Annotated in this window: 14 protein-coding genes; 9 read left to right on the top strand and 5 right to left on the bottom strand. The window is 47.6% G+C overall.

The window, feature by feature from the left end:
• Nucleotides 1–50: 50 nt before the first annotated feature.
• From ACLVWR_RS02195 to mnmH, 7 genes are all read left to right on the top strand, one after another.
• A complete protein-coding gene (locus tag ACLVWR_RS02195; RefSeq protein WP_413582319.1) occupies nt 51–1421 on the top strand; it encodes a RecQ family ATP-dependent DNA helicase in 1371 nt (456 codons plus the stop codon).
• A gap of 1 nt (nt 1422) precedes the next feature.
• A complete protein-coding gene (locus ACLVWR_RS02190) occupies nt 1423–2187 on the top strand; it encodes a hypothetical protein (RefSeq protein WP_413582318.1) in 765 nt (254 codons plus the stop codon).
• Nucleotides 2188–2341: 154 nt separating this feature from the next.
• Complete coding sequence (locus tag ACLVWR_RS02185) at nt 2342–3430, top strand: PQQ-dependent sugar dehydrogenase (RefSeq protein WP_413582317.1); 1089 nt, start codon at nt 2342–2344, stop codon at nt 3428–3430.
• Between the two features lies 1 nt (nt 3431).
• A complete protein-coding gene (aat, locus tag ACLVWR_RS02180) occupies nt 3432–4097 on the top strand; it encodes a leucyl/phenylalanyl-tRNA--protein transferase (RefSeq protein WP_413582316.1) in 666 nt (221 codons plus the stop codon).
• 49 nt (nt 4098–4146) lie between these two features.
• Nucleotides 4147–5949, top strand: a complete 1803-nt coding sequence (gene abc-f / locus ACLVWR_RS02175; RefSeq protein WP_413582315.1) for a ribosomal protection-like ABC-F family protein — start codon at nt 4147–4149, stop codon at nt 5947–5949.
• Nucleotides 5950–5967: 18 nt separating this feature from the next.
• A complete protein-coding gene (gene selD / locus ACLVWR_RS02170; RefSeq protein WP_413582314.1) occupies nt 5968–7017 on the top strand; it encodes a selenide, water dikinase SelD in 1050 nt (349 codons plus the stop codon).
• Nucleotides 6959–8107 carry a tRNA 2-selenouridine(34) synthase MnmH gene (gene mnmH / locus ACLVWR_RS02165; protein ID WP_413582313.1) on the top strand — a complete coding sequence of 383 codons (1149 nt, stop codon included), beginning with the start codon at nt 6959–6961 and terminating at the stop codon, nt 8105–8107. Before selD ends, mnmH begins: the two co-directional genes overlap by 59 nt.
• A gap of 67 nt (nt 8108–8174) precedes the next feature.
• Here mnmH and ACLVWR_RS02160 read toward each other — a convergent pair whose 3' ends face one another.
• From ACLVWR_RS02160 to ACLVWR_RS02150, 3 genes are read right to left on the bottom strand one after another with little or no spacing between them, the layout of a single operon-like run.
• Nucleotides 8175–9149 carry a hypothetical protein gene (locus ACLVWR_RS02160; protein WP_413582312.1) on the bottom strand — a complete coding sequence of 325 codons (975 nt, stop codon included), beginning with the start codon at nt 9147–9149 and terminating at the stop codon, nt 8175–8177.
• Nucleotides 9150–9161: 12 nt separating this feature from the next.
• Nucleotides 9162–10640 carry a TolC family protein gene (locus tag ACLVWR_RS02155; RefSeq protein WP_413582311.1) on the bottom strand — a complete coding sequence of 493 codons (1479 nt, stop codon included), beginning with the start codon at nt 10638–10640 and terminating at the stop codon, nt 9162–9164.
• Nucleotides 10634–11395 (bottom strand): hypothetical protein, encoded by a 762-nt coding sequence (locus ACLVWR_RS02150; protein ID WP_413582310.1) that lies wholly within the window; start codon nt 11393–11395, stop codon nt 10634–10636. The genes ACLVWR_RS02155 and ACLVWR_RS02150 overlap by 7 nt, the downstream gene beginning before the upstream one ends.
• Before the next feature lie 201 nt (nt 11396–11596).
• Between ACLVWR_RS02150 and ACLVWR_RS02145 the strand changes: the two genes are divergently transcribed.
• Together ACLVWR_RS02145 and ACLVWR_RS02140 are read left to right on the top strand one after the other, a co-directional pair.
• Nucleotides 11597–14746: an efflux RND transporter permease subunit gene (locus ACLVWR_RS02145; protein WP_413582309.1), complete on the top strand. Its 3150-nt coding sequence runs from the start codon at nt 11597–11599 to the stop codon at nt 14744–14746.
• A gap of 88 nt (nt 14747–14834) precedes the next feature.
• On the top strand, nt 14835–15269 hold the full coding sequence (locus ACLVWR_RS02140; RefSeq protein WP_413582308.1) for a GFA family protein: 435 nt from the start codon (nt 14835–14837) through the stop codon (nt 15267–15269).
• A gap of 54 nt (nt 15270–15323) precedes the next feature.
• Here the strand turns inward: ACLVWR_RS02140 and ACLVWR_RS02135 are convergent, their stop codons facing one another.
• Together ACLVWR_RS02135 and ACLVWR_RS02130 are read right to left on the bottom strand one after the other, a co-directional pair.
• The gene (locus tag ACLVWR_RS02135) at nt 15324–16016 is read right to left on the bottom strand and encodes an alpha/beta fold hydrolase (protein ID WP_413582307.1); all 693 of its coding nucleotides are present in this window, start codon (nt 16014–16016) and stop codon (nt 15324–15326) included.
• A gap of 15 nt (nt 16017–16031) precedes the next feature.
• The gene (locus tag ACLVWR_RS02130) at nt 16032–16499 is read right to left on the bottom strand and encodes a hypothetical protein (protein ID WP_413582306.1); all 468 of its coding nucleotides are present in this window, start codon (nt 16497–16499) and stop codon (nt 16032–16034) included.
• Nucleotides 16500–16601: the final 102 nt, after the last annotated feature.

Here is a 16601-nt window from a genome sequence, read left to right as displayed (position 1 = left end):
TGAAAAGGAATTTTGAGTTTAGCGCCTTTCGAGGCGAACAAGAAGCGATTTTGCGCAAAGTATGGGCAGATGAAAACCTGCTCGCATTAATGCCCACGGGAATGGGAAAATCCCTGTGTTTTCAATTCCCCGCAAAGATCCGAGAAGGCCTCGTCATTGTTATTTCCCCGCTGATTGCCTTGATGCAGGATCAGGTTATGAAGGCCAAAGATCTGGGAATCCCTGCAACCTGCCTGAACTCCGCTTTAACGCGAGATGAGCGTGAGTCCCGCCAGGAACGCCTGGCCAAAGGCGACTTCAAGCTCCTTTATGTGACGCCCGAGCGTTTTCGCAAACCGGAATTCTTAAAAGCCATCGAGGGCCGCAAAATTCAACTTCTGGCGGTGGACGAGGCCCATTGTATTTCTCAATGGGGACATGATTTCCGTCCGGATTATTCCCGGGTGGGGGAGTTTCGTGCTCTGTTGGGCAATCCGCCAACGATTGCTCTTACTGCCACGGCGACTCCGGAAGTTCAAAAAGACATTTTATCAAAGCTCAATATTCCTGATGCTGAAATCATCTCGGCTGGAATCGAGCGCCCGAATCTGGCTTTGCGCGTACATGATCTTTACGGCATCGACGATAAGATTCGCGCGATCATCGGACTTCGTTATCAGCAGCAGGGATCAGCGATTGTTTACTGTTCGTTGATTCAAACTTTGCGCAAAATTTCCTCTGAACTAAGTCGTGCTGGCGTCAATCATCTGGTTTATCACGGTGATCTTTCGCCGCAGGATCGCAAGCGCAATCAAAAAGCATTTATCAATGAAGAAGCGCCGTTGATGCTGGCGACTCCGGCATTTGGTTTGGGAATTGATAAACCGAATGTGCGCTTATTGATTCACGCGGAAATCCCAAGTGCTTTGGAAAGTTATTTCCAGGAAGTGGGTCGCGCGGGTCGTGATGGCGTCGAATCGTTCTGTCATCTTTTGTATGACCAGGACGACGTCAGTATCCAAATGGAATTCCTAAAATGGTCCCATCCGGAACCGGAATTCATCGCCAAAGTTTACGATTTGATCGAACAAAATCGTCTGCGTGTGAATCAGGAAAAATTTGATTTCTTGAGAGAGCAAATGAACTTCCGCAACCGCCGCGATTTCCGTCCCGAAGCCTCTGTCAGCATTTTGGAACGCTGGGGTTGCTTGCAAAAATCAGACGATCCGTTTCCGTATGCCTGCGTGCAAGCCCCGACGGCCGAGCAATTCGCCGCTGAAAACGGACCGGTGATTTTGAAAGCGCAAAATTCAAAGTTGTTGGAAATGGTTCGTTGGGCTACGCAAGACAAAGAATGCCGCATGAACTACATCTATCATTACTTCGGGCACAAGCATGAAACTCCCTGTGGCAAATGTGATATCTGTCAGGGAGCGCTCTAAGATGTACATTCAGGTTAAGCAGACTCTTATTTTAGTTTTTTCAGTCAGTATACTTTTTGGCGCGCTGGTGGCTTCGGCACAGACGCCCCAGATTCCTCAGATCATTTTGCGATATAACGTCAGGGAGCCTTTTATTGTTCAGGATAAGGGGACGATCAAAGGACTGGTGGGGGAGCCCACTATCAAGGCCTTTGCAAAAGCGGGAATTCCGTATTCCTTGGTAGAGAATCCGCCGCTTCGGCAATTGGCGTTGTTAGAGTCCGGCCACAATCTTGATTGTTCCACGGGATGGTTTCGAACTCCTGAAAGAATCAAGAAATATAAGTACACGGATGCGGTTCAAGATGATGGCCCCTGGGTGCTGATCGGTCATAAAGGGACGATCGACCCCAAGATCACCACAGCCGAAGAGCTACTGAAGAAGCCCAAACTTAAGCAGCTGGTGCGGTTGAATTATTCGATGGGTGTCTATCTTGATTCAATGATTGTTAAGTACAAGGTGACCACATTTCCTGTTGAAGCGGGAACATTGAACCTTTTGGAAATCGTGAAGTCAGGACGGGCGGATTATTATTTTATGCCCGAGTCAGAAAAAACCTATGTGTTTAAGAAGCAGGGATTTTCTGAAAGTGATTTTGTTATTTTAAACTTGTCAGATCTTCCAAGCGATAACAGTCGCCATATTATTTGCAGTAAGAAAGTTCCTGATGCCATCATTGAAAAGCTGAATAAAGCCATTCTTGAAGGCAGAGTGACGGCGAAATAGAACTTTGAGTTTTGCCAACCTTTACGGCATTTCTTTTTAAGGCATTTACATTCTAAAATTTTGAATGCATGAACCGCGGGTGCTAAAGACCATAAGCATGGGATTTGCGTTAAAGGCAGCATCTGGTTAAAATTCTGGGAGCAAAAGGGGAAATATGAAGAGCTTCTTATTTTTGATAGTTGCCAGTTTGTTGTGGAGTGAGCTTGGTTTTGGTGCCAAGGATTTGCCGATAAATAAATTGAAAATGCCGCCGGGCTTTGAGATTTCGGTGTGGGCGACAGTTCCTAATGCGCGATCGATAGCGCAGGCTCCCGGTGGGCGGTTTTTCGTTGGGAATCGCGGCGAAGACAATGTCTATTTGGTACAAAATGGCAAAGCTCAGGTGTTTGCTGAAAAGCTTAGTGTGCCGAATGGTGTGGCCTTCAAAGATGGCAAACTGTATGTGGCGCAGGTGTCGGAAATTCTGGAATTCAGTGTTCCCGATAAAGTCACAACACCACAAAAACCGGTCAGAACATTGACGCAGAAATTCCCCACTGACGGCAGTCACGGTTGGAAATTTATCCGCTTCGGTCCCGATGGAAAGCTGTATGTTCCGGTCGGGGCTCCATGCAATATCTGTGATATGGGCACCGAGTACGGTCGCATTTATCGAATTGATGTAAACGGTTCGTCCAAAGAAGTCGTGGCCGAAGGTGTGCGCAACACTGTGGGCTTTGATTGGGATCCGACAAGCCAAAACTTGTGGTTCACTGATAATGGACGTGACTGGATGGGTGATAATCTGCCTCCAGATGAAATCAATCATCTGACTAAAGTGGGCGAGCATTTTGGTTTCCCGTACTGCCATGGCAAAAACATTCTGGATAAAGAATTCGGCAAGGGCAAAGACTGCAAGAACTATAAAGCCCCTGAGGCCGAGTTAAGGGCCCATGTGGCAGCTTTGGGAATGCGTTTTTATAACGGGAAAATGTTTCCTTCCGAGTATCAAGGCGGTATCATTTATGCTGAGCATGGCTCTTGGAATCGCAGCGCACCTCAAGGTTATATGGTCGGATTTGCTTTCATGAAAGACGGTAAAATCACGACGGTAAAACCCTTGGTGGAGGGCTGGTTGCAAGTCGGCGATGCTTGGGGGCGCCCGGTGGATGTCGAAGTGATGGAAGATGGTTCGGTCCTGATTTCTGACGACAAAGCCGGAGTCATTTATCGACTTAGTTATAAGGCGCCAAAAGGAAAGTAGATTGTTGAAGTATCAGTCCTCTGTTGATTTTCCAGATCCCCGCGACACGATGGCCGAAGGTATTTTGGCCGTCGGGGGAACCTTGGATGTGGGGACCTTGTACACGGCATACTCCAAAGGGATTTTCCCTTGGCCCCAGGTGGGCTTTCCGATGTTGTGGTTTTCCCCTGAAAAACGGGGAGTTTTGTTTTTCGATGAGTTTCGCGCTCCGGAAAGTCTGCAAAGATTTCGTCGCAAAAATCCGCAAATTACGTTTACAGCTAACAAAGACTTCGATCACGTGATGGACGAGTGTGCCCGGCAAATGCGTCCCGGTCAGGATGGCACCTGGATCCTTCCGGTCATGAAGCGTGCTTATCACGAATTCAACAAAGCCGGCTTTTGTCTGTCCATCGAGGTTCGTGAAAACAATGTTCTTATCGGTGGCATCTACGGAGTTCTGGTCGAAGGTGTTTTCAGTGGCGAAAGCATGTTTTATCTTAAACCCAACGCCTCAAAACTAGCTCTGTGGTATCTGGTGGAGTATTTGGGCGCACAGGGCCACGGCTGGATTGACGTACAAATGGTGACCCCCGTGGTTGCGCAAATGGGCGGACGTCTGATTGATCGTGAGGAATACCTGCAAATGCTTGAAGAGCGTCATGCCCAAGCGGCAGTTGTGCCCTGATTTTGGAACCTGTCCTTGCGGTCCTTGGGCCTTTGCTTTAAGGTAGGCCATGCCATTACTTAGTACATATAAGCTTGAAAAATCATTCGCGGGTAAAACTCTGTTTAAAAACGTCAGTCTGGGGATTGATGAAGGCGACCGCGTGGGTCTCGTGGGACCAAATGGTGCCGGTAAATCAACTTTGCTAAAAATTATCTCTGGTCGTATGAAGCCCGATGGTGGCGAAGTGACCATGAACAAAGGTCTGAAAATTGGTTTTTTAGACCAGACACCGTTGTTTGAACCAGGTGTTAATATCCTGGATGCGATCATGGGCGATGCGGATTATAACGAACATATCGGACCGGCTTATGAGTGGTTGGCTCGCTTGGAGCTTTCCCAGTTTGGAGAATCCTTCCTGGTGGAGGATCTTTCCGGCGGTTGGAGAAAGCGCGTGGCCTTGGCTCGTGAGTTGGTGCGTTCGCCGCAATTGTTGTTGCTGGATGAGCCGACGAATCACTTGGACGTGACCAGCATCATGTGGCTCGAGGAGTTTTTGGCCAAAGCGCAATTTGCGACTTTGATTATCACGCATGACCGCTTGTTTTTGCAGCGTGTGACCAACAAGATTTTCGATCTGGATCCAAAGAATCCAAATTACCTGTTCGCGATTCCGGGTGACTACTCCAACTACGTGGAGGCCAAGGAATTGATGATGGCCGGACAAGAGGCCAAAGAGCTTACCATGAAGAACACTCTTCGTCGCGAGACCGAGTGGCTTCGTCGTGGAGCGAAAGCTCGTCAGACCAAGCAAAAAGCCCGCATCGAGCGCGCGGGGGATTTGAAAAGTGACGTTCAGGATTTGTCTGCGAAGAATGCCAATCGCACGGTAAAAATTGAATTCAAGGACACTGAACGCAATCCACAAAAATTGATGGAACTTAATCACGTGACTAAAGCTTATGACGGTCGCGTGCTGTTTAAGGATTTCTCTTATTTGGTGACGCCAAAAACTCGCATGGCTTTGCTGGGTGATAACGGTTCCGGTAAATCCACTTTGATTCGTATTTTACTGGGCGAAGAACAACCGGACATGGGCGAAGTAAAACAATCAGAACGCCTGAAGGTTGCCTATTTCGAGCAAAATCGTCAGACCATCAACCCTAAAGTTTCAGTACTAAAAAACATCTGCCCGGATGGAGACTACGTTCATTATCAAGGCAGTTACGTGTTTGCCCGCAGTTACCTGGAGCGTTTCCAATTCAATCGTCAGCAAATGGATATGCCTGCCGAAAAACTTTCGGGCGGGGAACAGGCGCGTTTGCGTATTGCTCAATTGATGTTGAATGAGGCACAAGTTCTGGTTCTGGATGAGCCGACCAATGACCTTGATGTGCAGACGCTGGCGGTATTGGAGGAATCCCTGCGCGACTTCGGTGGTGCCGTGATTTTAGTGACCCATGATCGTTACTTCATGGACCAAGTCGCGAAAGAAATTATCGCGATTCACAAAGATTCTGACGGCAACGCCTCGATGGAGCGTTTTGCCGGATTCCTGCAGTGGGAAGAATGGTATGAAGACCAAAAGGAACTTGAGACCGCTAAAAAGAACGAAGAAAAGCAGGAGGCTAAAGCCGCCGCAGGCGGTAAGGCCAAAAAGTTAAGCTTCAAGGAAAAGTTCGAATTGGAAAACATGGAAGCGACTATTGCCGGTCTTGAAGAAAAGCTTCAGGCTGCGCAAACACAAAGTATGTTGCCAGATGTTGCCAGCAACCCAAAAAAAGTCCAAGAACTGTACAACGAGATTGCAAAAACCCAAGCAGAGATTGAACGCCTCTACGCCCGTTGGAGCGAGTTGGAAGGTAAATCTTAGGAAGCGTGTGGTATTCACATGAATAGCGATGTTATTGCTCTGACCCAGACAGTACAAAAAGGCGGATGCGCAGCTAAAGTTGCAGCATCCGAACTTCGTAAAATCCTTCAAAAAGTAACATTTCCAAAATCCCACTCCGCCTTGATGGTCGACGGTGGTCTGTTTGATGATGCTGCTATTTACAAAGTTACTGATGACTTAGCGATGGTTCAGACATTGGATTTCTTTACTCCCATTGTCGATACACCGAAGCTATTTGGACGAATCGCCGCTGCCAATGCTCTTAGCGACGTTTATGCGATGGGTGGCCTGCCTAAAACAGCCATGGGGATACTGGCCTTTCCAGTGGCAACCATGTCAGATTCCGTAATTGTTGATGTCATGCAGGGTGCTAGTGACATTATCGCCGAAGCCAACGCCAATTTCGTTGGTGGGCATTCTATTGATGATGACACTTTGAAGTTTGGCTTATCGGTCACGGGGTTTGTGAACCCTCAAAAAGTTTGGTCCAATGACCGAGCTCAAACCGGTGATCTGCTGATTCTTACAAAAGGGCTGGGCACCGGAACAATGACGGCCGCCTTGAAGCGCAGGGAAGCATCCGAAGACGATATTGCAGAGGCGACGATCAGCATGGCGACCTTGAATAATATTTTGGATTTTTTAAGCGATGATACCAATGCTGCCGTTCATGCCGCGACCGATATTACCGGGTTCGCTTTTTCAGGGCACAGCATGCAGTTGGCTCGCGCTAGTAATGTTAGTCTAAAGGTCAACTATGAGGCCCTTCCGGTATTTCGTAGTGCAATGACATTCCTGGAAAAGGGATTTTTGACTAAAGCTCATCGTACGAATGCACAATACACAGAGAATGAAATCGAATTCGGCGCATTGACACCGCTTCAGCGTACGATTTTGCATGACCCACAAACCAGTGGAGGCTTGTTGCTTTCTGTGCAGCGTGATCAGGCCGAGAGCTTGATCAAAGAAATCCAGACGAAGTTTGCCTATGCCCGCATTATCGGTGAGGTTACCACAGCTGCGGAAAAAAGGGTTTCGTTTGTCTAGTATTCCCTCAGTCGCACTTAAGCAATTGTTTCTCCAGAGAACTCCGCTCATTGATGTTCGAGCTCCGGTGGAGTTCTCAATGGGCACATTGCCGGGCGCGATCAATTTACCGATTATGGATGATGCTCAAAGAGCTGCTGTCGGCACCACCTATAAACAATCGGGCCGCGAGGCCGCCTTGATTTTAGGTCACGAGTTGGTTTCGGGTGAAGTAAAGCAATCACGCCTGCAAGGTTGGGCAGAATATATTCGCGCAAATCCCAAGGCCGTACTGTTCTGTTTTCGTGGGGGGCTCCGATCCAGGATTACCCAGCAGTGGCTGGCCGAGATGGGAATTCATCGTCCCCTGATTGAGGGGGGCTACAAGGTAGCCAGACAATTCCTGCGCGAGGTCGTTGACCAGCACTCCCAAGTGAATGGGCCCTTCATCATTCTTTCTGGTCCCACAGGAAGCGCCAAAACCACTATTTTGCACGATTTAAAAGCTATTCGACCGATGGTCGACTTGGAGGCCCTGGCCCGCCATCGTGGCTCTGCCTTTGGGGCTTCGCAGTCACGACAGCCAACTCAGATTGATTTCGAGCACGCGATAGCTCTGGATTTATTGCGTTTAAGTTCGGGACCGGAACGGACCCGAATTCTGATTGAAGATGAAAGTCGCTTGATCGGTCGCTGCGCAATTCCCGAAAGCCTATTTACACAAATGCGGGCTTCGGCGGTGGTGTACTTGGATGAGCCTTTCGAGCAGCGGGTGGAGAACATATTCAACGACTACGTCGTGAATACGCCGATAGGTCAAGGGGCCGAGGACGCGGCATTGGCGGAGTTTGCCAAGTTTAAGAATGCAGTAAAAATAATTTCCCGTAAGCTGGGTGGCTTGCGGGCCCAAGAGATCCTGAATGACCTTGAGGACTGTGAGCGAGACTACTTAAGTCACAAGAAGCTGGATCAGAATCGAGCCTGGATTGCCAAGTTGTTGCGGTACTATTACGACCCTGCTTACTTGCAAAGTTTTGAAAAAAGAAATCCAGAAGTTTTACTTCGGGGACGAGCTGATGTCGTCGTGGACTATTTAAAACAACTTAAATAAGAAAAATAAAAAACCCAGCTTCTTTCGAGAGCTGGGTTTTTGTTTTTAGGCTTTTAATGGGGGCGTGTTAGCGAGATACGTTTGCACACTTCGCTGGGTAGTTTTGACCCTTTTTGAAGTACATTTGACCTTCGATGCCGCCTTTAGCGTTCATGAAGTCAGCAGTGTATTCGCCGTTCGTCAAAGTACCTTTAAACACAGTAGAATAACCGTTGTTTTGCGCAGGATAAGTACCAGTCAGGCTCAAAGTCGCTGGAACAAAATCACTGCGGTAAATACCAGAAAGGTCTGCTTTCAAGAAGTCATTCTTGTCGTAGTTTCTGGTGAATGAACCCACCAAAGTTGGGATCGTCGTGTTGTCAGCTGGGTTGCTGCCAACTTTTTGTTCGAAGATCGACAATTTGATTTTGCCTTTGTAGCTAGGAATACGTTGAGAAACTTCTTTGGTAGAGATCACGCAACCATAGTAAGTTCCAGAGATCGCCGTGTACTGTTCGCGCAAGCGATTGTAGTACTGCTCATCAGAACCATTGCCTTCATTTGAAGAGCCACCAATTGTGAACTTCAAAGAGATTTGGCCGATGATACCAGTGCGGGATTTAACCGTACCAGTGATAACACCGTTTTTGATAGTTCCGATGATGGATTGTACGTCGTCGTTGGTGATTGCTTTTGTATTCAGAATATTCAAAGTTCCAGTTTCCGGAACATATGCAACATCCAGATCAGTCAACGGAGCAGAAGCCGGGGATACACGAGTGTAAGCCGCTTTTTGCATGTGCTGGATCTTTGCAGAACCGTCAGTGTTTGTACCAGTGTTGATATTCAACAATAGCAAAGAAATCTGTACGATTTCAGTCGCACCGTTTTCGCGGATCATGTTGCCTTGGTAGGAACCTTCCACTTTACGGAAGTTTTCAGCAGCACGAATGTTGTCTTCGTTCAATTTCTTGTTGAAATTGTCAGAGCCGTTGTTGTCGTTGTTAAATGCGCAAGCAGCAAGTGTAAGTACGCTTAGTGCTACGAAAAGTTTTTTCAACATAAATTCCCCTGCCTATTTTTTTTCTTCTGACGTTTTTTCGTCAGGAATAAGTTCGTCTCTTGATGCAGCCCATTGGTTCAGCGCGATGTGGTAGTCTCCTACCGCCGTGATGTATTTGATTTGCGCAGTGAACTGGTTGTTAAGGGCCTGGATCAAGTTATTAATATCGGTTCTACCTTGAGAGTAGGAGCGGGTTAATTCGCTCACTGCTTTTTCACTGTAGTTTTTTTGTTTTTCAGCGCTTTGAGCGATGGTGTATGCCGCTTGTGCCCGGCGCTCTGCCTGAATGTTCGTGTCGACAACTTCCATTTGTTGGCGTTGCAAACGCGTTTGTTGCAGGTCACGGTTCAATTTGTTGTATACGATGCGCTCATTTTGGAAATCAGAGCCAAAGTTATACGCAAATTTCAAACCCACATAGTAGTCCGGACGGGAACCACCAGTCAGCTCCGAGTAGGAATCTTCTGACTTTTCGCCCACACCTGTCGTGTATGCCTTACCGACAACATTCAAAGTGGGGTAAGACAGGGATTTTGCCGCCGTTAGATTTTCCTCAGCCGCAGAAACCAAAAGTTTTTGCGAGCGGATCTGGCGCAGATCTTCAGTGTTGATCGGTGGCAAGCTTGGAATCGGTGGCAATGCCGTCGTCATTTCAAATTTAACTTCGGATTTTGGATCCAAAGCCAAAGAAGTCAGAAGGTTTTCAACTGAAGCAAGATATACAGTGGAAGTCGATTTTACAATCTGCTCACGTGCTTCAAGTTCCGCCTGAGCCTGTGGCAAGTCCCCTGGATTGGAATAACCCAAAGAAGTTTTTCTGCGAACAGTGTCCGTCAATTTTTTGTAACGATCACGGGCCGCCACAGCTTCCTTGAAGTTTTCCTGGGCGATAAAAGATGACCAGAATTGACTGATGGAAGAAAGCACCACCTCTTCCAGATCATTCGCACGAAGAATCTCGGAAGCTTTGTAAGTTTCTTCAGCGCCATTCACGATACCACGATCCGCCACACCGAAGAAGTTACCCAGGATGGCTTGTTCAAGGATGATCCCTGCGCGATCCAAAGTTTGGTTCCCCGGAGGAACATTCGATCCCAATGCCGTGTCGTAGCTTGCGCTTTGGGAAAGGCGGTTCAATTCAAGTGTCGCCGCAGTTCCAGTTGTGAACCTTTTCCCGAACTGCAACAAGGTGTCGTAGCGTTCAATTTTATTGTGTGGATCCAGGGTTTGCGACGTCAGAAGCTGGGCTCTTTTATCGAGCTCATAACCTGTGGACGCACTCAACAACCAGTCGTATGTTGAAAGAGTTTGGACCAATGGAAACTTTTGTTGTTGGTACTGTAGATTTACTTCTTTAGTGCGGTAACCTTGTTGCAAAGCCAGCTCAGCCACTTTCTTTTGAGAAAGAGTGATGACGTTTGCCGGCGCCACTGGCTGTTGAGCCATAGCCGTCGAGGTTACGCAAAGAAGAAGGATGATTTTTTTTACCATGATACTTTAGTTCCTAATTCAAAGTTGTCTTTTTGCAGAGCGATCTCAGTTTGGTCACGCATTTCTCTTTGAGACCATTCTGTGAAGACCGACCATTTTTTCGTCAAGCGGAAGTCTAAACCGTAATTAAGGGCGTTGTAAGAGGCTTGTTTGGAAAACTTCGCAAAATCATTATTGGAAGATTGCGTGTAGTTTACCGTGCCGTACTGCGGTGCCACAGTGACTGCCAACCAAGCAAGTTTGGCATGACGTACGCTTAGAACCACTCCACCGGAAAGCAGAGATGTGTTCAGGCGAGCATCGTCAATAACCACTCCAGATGGCATAACAGCTGAAACACTTTGTGTTGCCAGTGAGCCGTTGAAACGAAGGCCACCGCTGATTAAAATATTTTTCAAGTTCAATTCAGAGCTCATCACTCCCAACATCAAACCTGGCATGAATGTCTGATCATTTTGTGAAAGATCAAAAGTTCCTGCAGAGTCCGTTGTTACAGTGCCTTTTGCCTGGAATTGTTGGCCAGTGAAACCAGCGATGTATTGCCAAGGGCGTGACACGATTTCAGGTTTTGGATCTTTTAGAACCATCATGCCTGTTTGAGCATCAGTTGCTGAAGCAGTCGCGATACCTTTAGCTTTAGTTTCATTCAAAGCAGCGTCACGCAAAGAGATAGAAGTGGATTGAGCCCAGCTGACTGTTGCAAAAGTGGATAGGGAAACGAACAAAAGAGTACTCGTTGCACGAGTGAATTTCATAGAGCCTCCGAGGTGGCAAAAGTGCGGTCATAAATAGTCCTCCAGACGAGGCATGTCAATGATTGATTAGTTGCCTAAGTATTGATTAGTTGTCCTTAGGAATCAGAGTCGAAGACAGGTCGTGAATTCACATTTGTTCATGGTTGGTGAGACCTTGATTTGTTACACTAGTTTGGATGATTTAGGGCCAGGGAGTGGGTTATGAGAATTTCGGATATTTCCATCAAGAATCCAGTATTTGCGTGGATGTTGATGTTTGGTTTGATGATCTTTGGATTGATCTCGTTTTCAAGGATGGGACTTAGCCAACTGCCGGATGTGGATTTTCCTACGGTTTCAGTGAGTGTGACTTTGGATGGCGCGGCCCCCGAAGTTATGGAGACTCAGGTTGTAGATGTTATAGAAAGTGCACTGATGGGAGTCGAAGGGGTCCAAAGTATCACCTCGAGTTCCAAGACCGGATCGGCAACTATTACAGTGGAATTCTCCCTGGATCGGAACATTGATCTTGCTTTGCAAGACGTGCAAGCAAAAGTTTCCGGTGCGCAAAGACAGCTGCCGGATGAAGTGGATCCTCCGACAATTTCCAAAACCAATCCGGATGATCAGCCGATTCTGTGGCTGGCGCTTACTTACGATAAAGGCGATCTGGAATTCCTGATGAAGTATGCCCGTGACTATCTGAAAGATCGTTTTACGACAGTGGATGGCGTGGGCGATATCTTCCTGGGTGGTTATACAGATCCGGTTTTGCGCGTATTCGTGAACACTAAAAAACTTCCTCAGTACAATATCTCTGTCAATGACGTGATCGACGCAATCAAGGCCGAGCACTCGGAAGAGCCGGGTGGATACATTGAGACTGAAAAAAGCAATTACAACGTGCGCACCATGGGCGAAGCAAAAACCATCAGTGAGTTTGAAAACATCGTGATCAGCAAGCGTGCCGGTCGCCAAATGTCAGACTCCCTTAATATGGTGAAAATCGGCCAGGTTGCCGATGTCAGCATGGGGCTTGATAAGATCACACGCATTTCGCGCTTCAATGGCGAAACGGCGTTGGGTCTGGGTATTCGTAAGCAGCGTGGTACCAATGCGGTGGCCGTTGCCAAAGCAGTGAAAGCCAAAGCTGAGGAAATTCAATCGCAATTGCCCGAGGGGATGAAGATTCACGTGAACTTTGACAGTACTCAGTTCATTGAAAAATCCGTGGGTGAGCTGACTCATCACTTGGTGTTGGCAGTAATCCTGACATCTTTGGTGTGCTGGGCATTCTTGGGTTCGTGGTCTGCGACCTTCAACGTTTTGCTCTCCATCCCGACTTCCTTGTTGGGGGCGTTCATTGGTTTGTACTTCCTTGGATACACCTTAAACACCTTCACACTTTTGGGTCTGACTTTGGCGATTGGTATTGTCGTCGATGATGCCATCATGGTTCTGGAAAATATATTCAGGTACAACGAAGACGGGCGGGGACAGATTGAGTCTGCGATCTTAGGGGCCCGGGAAATTTCCTTTGCCGCGATGGCAGCAACCGCTGCGGTTATTGCCATCTTCCTTCCGGTGGCTTTCATGAAGGGCATCATCGGTGCTTTCTTTATGCAATTCGGGGTGACGATTTCCATCGCGGTCTTCCTGTCGTTGGTGGAGTCTTTAACGATTACGCCAATGCGTTGTGCGGGTTTTGTTCATCACGGTGAGCGCTCGACAAAAATCGGCAAGGCTTTTGAGAATTTCATGGAAACTATGAAGGTCGGCTATGAAAAATGGCTGCGCAAATCATTGAACAAGCGCTGGACTGTGATCCTGGCTTCTTTGGTATTTGTGGCTATTTCGTTTGTGTCCATCAAATTCCTGGTGAAGGAAATGTCACCCGCACAGGATCAAAGTATTTTCCTGGCGCGCATTGTCCTTCCGGTGGGAAGCTCATTGGCCTACACAAACGGTCAAGTGAAGCAAGCTGAAGCCTGGTTAAAAACTCGCCCGGAAGTTAAGCAGGTCTTTGCAAGTATCGGTGGTTTCGGGGGCGGTATCTCTGACGCCAACACGGCGATGATGTTTATCACCATGAAGGATTACAAAGATCGTCCGAAGGACGAGAAAACCGGCAAACGATTAAGTCAGCAGCAATTCATGCAAGTGACTCGTGAGGCGTTTTCTAAAATCAAAGACGTGCGTCCGATTTTGATGGATATGTCTCAGCGTGGTTTCTCAAGCGGTCGTGGTTATCCGATCGAGTTCACCGTTATGGGTTCTGATTGGGAGAAGCTTGCGGGCTATTCGCAAAAAATCATGGAAGAGATGACGAAGACCGGAATGATGGTCGACGTGGATTCCAACTACCTGTTGGGTATGCCAGAGATCCAGGTGAAACCGGATCGCCTGTCGGCGGCTCAGCACGGTGTCAGTGTGGCTTCCATCGGAACGACAGTCAGTGCTTTGATTGGTGGGGTGAAAGCCGGGGAGTATCCTGAAGGTGGACATCGCTACGATATCAAAGTTCAGCTTGATACCAAAAAAGAAGATGCGATGGTCGAGATCAAAAGACTTTTGATTGGAAACACGAATGCCAACCTGATTCCTATTGATCGTGTGACCAAACAGGAAACCACCAAAGCTTTGCAAAGTATCTCGCGCTCCAACCGTCAGCGTGCGATTTCCATCACGGCCAATTTGAAGCCGGGCGCTTCGCAACAAGAGGCCATGGAAAGAATCGAGAAAATTGCCAAGAGCACGTTAGAGCCGGGTTACATGATCGAGCAACAGGGTTCCTCGAAGACTTTCCAGGAGTCCTTCCAAAGTTTGATCTTTGCTTTGATCATGGGTCTGGTGATTGCCTACATGGTTCTGGCTTCGCAGTTTAATTCATTTATTGATCCAGTGACGATTCTGATGGCGTTGCCGTTCAGTTTCTCGGGAGCGTTTTTTGCGCTTCTAATCACGGGTCAGTCTTTGAATATGTATTCGATGATCGGGTTGTTGCTATTGATGGGTATCGTTAAAAAGAACTCGATCCTGTTGATTGAATTCACCAATACGGTTCGCGATCGCGGAACATCCGAGGCAAATGCGGCTTTGATTGAAGCTTGTCCTATCCGTTTGCGTCCGATCCTGATGACATCCATTGCGACCATCGCCGCCGCGGTCCCATCAGCGACGGCAACCGGTGCTGGTTCCGAAACCATGCGTCCAATGGCCTTGTGTCTGATCGGGGGCGTACTTGTATCGACAATCCTGACCTTGTTCGTAGTTCCCTGCGTGTACTCGCTGATGGACAGATTCAGAAAACGTGACGAAGTCCGCGAAAAAACCAAACAAGCCTTCGCCGCCGTCGGCGACGAAGCTCTTTAGGGTTATCGGGTGGCTTCAAAGATTTGGATTTTAGCATAACCGGCTGTGATTCTGTGAGGCTTTTGATAGGCTGTTCACGGGGGATACCATGATTAGAGGTAGTTGTCTCTGTGGTGGCGTTGAATTTGAAGTCGAAACAGTGACCGGGCCATTTGAGCTTTGTCATTGCAGTCGTTGTCGCAAAACAACTGGCTCTGCATTTCTGCCGGCTGTCGGAGTTTTAAGGAAGGGTTTCAGATTTTTGAAAGGCACTGAGCTCATTAAAATTTACGATGCACCTGTACGAATCACACCGCCAGGATATCGAAGTATTTTCTGTGGGACATGTGGCTCTCCGGTGCCAGACCCGACCGATAAATCCCCTAAGTTTGAAATAGCCGCTGGAGCTCTAGATGACGATCCAGGTCACCGACCAGACAAACATATTTTTGTCGAAGTTAAGTCACCGTGGTTTAAGATTACCGATGACCTTCCTCAATACGATGAGCAAGCGCTCTTGAGATATCGGAAAGAGCAAACATAGCTCATTGACCACTGGCGGCCGATATCGGTTTTGCGCTATTGGAATGTTTGTCGCCTATCGAAGCCAGTCTAATAAAATTTGCGTGGTTAATTCGGGCTGCTCAAGCGTCGAAAGGTGCCCGCAATTGGGAACGCTGATAAATTTTGCGTCTTTAATTCCATTTGCGATTTCAGCCATCACTTCTTCAGGAATCAGCTTGTCTTCTGCCGCCGCCAAAACCAGAGTTGGACAATGGATGTTTTTCAAGGATGGTCGGGAATCTATTCTTTCCATGATGGCATGCTGTTGACGAATGAATGCCTCGGGGCCGGTCTCTTGGGTCATCTTTAAAAATATTTTTTTTAGTTCTGGATTTTCGAAATCTTTTAAAATAAACGGCAACGACGCTTCCATAGCCTCTGTAAACTTTCCGGAACGAGTCTGCTCGATCGCGGTTTTGCGTGCCGTTGTTTGCTCTGCAGTGTCGGGACGGGCAGAGGTGTTCATGAGGACAAGCTTGCTAACCCGTTCAGGGGCTTGGCGCATAATTTCAAATGCAATATATCCACCCATTGAAAGACCGATCAGCGCAAACTGTGGCGGAGCTTTCGCAAGTATTGATTTCGCGATTTCTTCCATGGAGTCCTGTTGCCTGTGATCAGCGATGATCACAGGGCCCAGTTTTTCAAAAGCTTGCACCTGCGCTTCGTAAAGTCGCGAGGTGCAAGCAAGACCTGGAATCATAAGGAGGGGGTGTGACTTGTTCATAGTAGCGATTTTATCCTAAACCGGCGGTCTTTTGCAGCAAAGAAAGTTTGTCATTGAACTGTGGCCCCAGATATTCTGATCCTGACAAAGAGGAGTTTCCTCACCGAAGCCCACCCAAGGAGGCAATGGTGTGCAGTTTTGGATTGGAGCATGGATCAGAGGGTCGGCGCCGGGATCCATAGTGCAATTTAGCTCAGTCGTTGTTCCTGCAATCGTCACAGAGCCTTTGCCTGTTTTTGGTGAAATCGAAGCATAGTCTTTGGAGCCCATGGAGAAAAATCTTGTATAACCGTTAGTGGTTTCATAGGCACCCTGATAAGTAACACTCTCTTCTCCGACCTTAACCGAGTAAGCTCCGAAGTCACTGCCATCGCTATAAGTGGTAACAATGATGTTGTTACTTTTGCAAGTTGCGAACAAGCGAGGTTCAGCGTGTGCTGCAGTTCCAGATAAGATCAAAATAGTCATAATTAGTTTTTTCATAATGTGTGTTCCTTCCATACACACATCATCGGATACTTTCTGGAAGCCTTCCATGTTTAGCTTGAGGGGATCAAAAATTGATACTAATTCGGCGATATTAGC

The sequence above is a fragment of the Bdellovibrio sp. HCB288 genome, from assembly GCF_047305935.1.
GTDB lineage: Bacteria > Bdellovibrionota > Bdellovibrionia > Bdellovibrionales > Bdellovibrionaceae > Bdellovibrio.
This window is presented reverse-complemented; position numbering and strand designations above follow the sequence as displayed.

Coding starts and splice junctions, on each gene's coding strand:
- ACLVWR_RS02190 (WP_413582318.1), top strand. CDS start 1,423: ATGTACATTCAGGTTAAGCAGACTCTTATTTTAGTTTTTTCAGTCAGT.
- ACLVWR_RS02185 (WP_413582317.1), top strand. CDS start 2,342: ATGAAGAGCTTCTTATTTTTGATAGTTGCCAGTTTGTTGTGGAGTGAG.
- abc-f (WP_413582315.1), top strand. CDS start 4,147: ATGCCATTACTTAGTACATATAAGCTTGAAAAATCATTCGCGGGTAAA.
- selD (WP_413582314.1), top strand. CDS start 5,968: ATGAATAGCGATGTTATTGCTCTGACCCAGACAGTACAAAAAGGCGGA.
- mnmH (WP_413582313.1), top strand. CDS start 6,959: ATGCCCGCATTATCGGTGAGGTTACCACAGCTGCGGAAAAAAGGGTTT.
- ACLVWR_RS02160 (WP_413582312.1), bottom strand. CDS start 9,149: ATGTTGAAAAAACTTTTCGTAGCACTAAGCGTACTTACACTTGCTGCT.
- ACLVWR_RS02155 (WP_413582311.1), bottom strand. CDS start 10,640: ATGGTAAAAAAAATCATCCTTCTTCTTTGCGTAACCTCGACGGCTATG.
- ACLVWR_RS02150 (WP_413582310.1), bottom strand. CDS start 11,395: ATGAAATTCACTCGTGCAACGAGTACTCTTTTGTTCGTTTCCCTATCC.
- ACLVWR_RS02145 (WP_413582309.1), top strand. CDS start 11,597: ATGAGAATTTCGGATATTTCCATCAAGAATCCAGTATTTGCGTGGATG.
- ACLVWR_RS02140 (WP_413582308.1), top strand. CDS start 14,835: ATGATTAGAGGTAGTTGTCTCTGTGGTGGCGTTGAATTTGAAGTCGAA.
- ACLVWR_RS02135 (WP_413582307.1), bottom strand. CDS start 16,016: ATGAACAAGTCACACCCCCTCCTTATGATTCCAGGTCTTGCTTGCACC.
- ACLVWR_RS02130 (WP_413582306.1), bottom strand. CDS start 16,499: ATGAAAAAACTAATTATGACTATTTTGATCTTATCTGGAACTGCAGCA.